At 78.6% G+C, this 1568-nt stretch carries 1 protein-coding gene; it reads right to left on the reverse strand.

What is annotated here, in order from left to right:
• Nucleotides 1-24 precede the first annotated feature (24 nt).
• Nucleotides 25-1568, reverse strand: a 1544-nt coding sequence (locus SSOG_RS27055) for an FtsK/SpoIIIE domain-containing protein (RefSeq protein ID WP_078510411.1), incomplete at its 5' end; no start/stop codon positions are given.

The following is a 1568-nucleotide window of genomic DNA, read 5'->3' on the forward strand; positions in this document are numbered from 1 at the left end:
CCGCTCCGGTTGTCCGTACGACGGTCAGATCAGCGCGGGCGCGGTCGGCGCGTCCGCCGACTGCGCGGCGCGCTGGAGCGCGCTGGCGAGCAGTGCCAGATCCGTCGGCCCGTTGCCCAGCTCGCGCAGCGGGCGGCGGGCCGGGGGATCGCCCATCCGCTCCCACTCCAGCGGTACGACCGTCGGCCGCTGGGTCGCCGTGCGCGGTATCCGCCCGGTGACCCGGCCCGCCTGGAACGGGGTCGCCGCACCGTCGTCGGGCCGCAGCAGCCGGCCGCGGCCGGGGGCGTGCTCACGGCCGGACTCGGCGGACGCGTCCGAAGTGTGGGGCTCCGCCTCCGGCCGCTCGGACGAGGCGGGGCCCAGCGGACGGGGCTCCAGCACGATCCGCAGCCCGGCCCGCTCGACCGCCGCCGTATCCGCCGTACGGTCCGGGCGGCCGGAAGCCGCCACCAGGTGGACGCCGAGATGGGCGCCGTCCCGGGCGATCGCCTCCAGCGCGCGCACCACCGAACCGGCCGCCGGGCGGCCCGGGCTGCCGAGGGCCGGGGCCACCAGTGCGTCGAAGTCGTCGACGAGGACGACGAGACGGGGGAAGGGGCGCGGTGCGGCCGGTTGATCGCCGTCGTCGTGCTGGTGGCCGCGCTGGGGGCGCAGCCTCAGCGTCGTACTGGGCGGCGGGTCGATGTCACCGGGGGAGCGGGGCGCGATCACCCGCGCGGGAGCGCCGCCGGGCGCGCCCTCCCGGAGCCGGGTGTGCCAGGTGACGAAGTCCAGTCGGCCCAGCAGCTCGGCCCGGCGCTTCAGCTCCGAGCTGAGCGCCTGCGCGAACTCCCGCATCCGCACCGGGTCGGACGCCGCCAGATACGTCGACACATGCGGCAGGTCCGTGCACACCCGCAGCCCCTCGCCGCGCTCCGCCCCGCCGCTCGCCCCCGCGCCGTCGAGGAGCACCAGCTCCAGCCGGTCGGGTCGTTCGGCGGCCGCGAGTGAGGCGGCCAGCGACCGCAGCAGCTCCGTCTTGCCGGTGCCCGGCCCGCCGTCGATCAGCAGATGCGGGCCGTCGGCGGCCAGATCGACGGCGACCGGTCCGCGCGGCCCGGCGCCCAGCACCGCGAGCGCCCGGCCGCCCGCCGGAACCTCGTCCGCGGCGGCCGCCCAACGCGCCATCAGCGAGGCGGGGGTGGCCCGGGCGAGCCCCAACTCGTCCAGCAGACGGGCCGAGTCGGGCAGCGGGGCCGACACCTGGCGCCCCGGCCCGCCCTCGTCGCCGTGGGCGGAAGCGGCGGGACGCAGGGGCGCGAGTGCCCGCGCGAACCGCTCGGCCCACGCCCCCGACACCGCGTCCACGGTGGCCGCCGTGGTGGCCCCGGCGACCCACAGGGGGACGCCCGCGCCGCCGGTGGCGGCATCCCGGCGCACGATCTGCAACCCGGTGGCCACATCGCCGCTCAGCAGCGCCGCCACCTCGCACGACGCGAACGCCGCGGAGGCCGCGCACGCCGACTCGTAGCTCACCGACAGCGGTGAGGCGGGCGACGCGGCCGGGGCCTCGGCCAGACACAGCA

Origin of the sequence: Streptomyces himastatinicus ATCC 53653 (assembly GCF_000158915.1) — a bacterium.
GTDB classification, from domain to species: domain Bacteria; phylum Actinomycetota; class Actinomycetes; order Streptomycetales; family Streptomycetaceae; genus Streptomyces; species Streptomyces himastatinicus.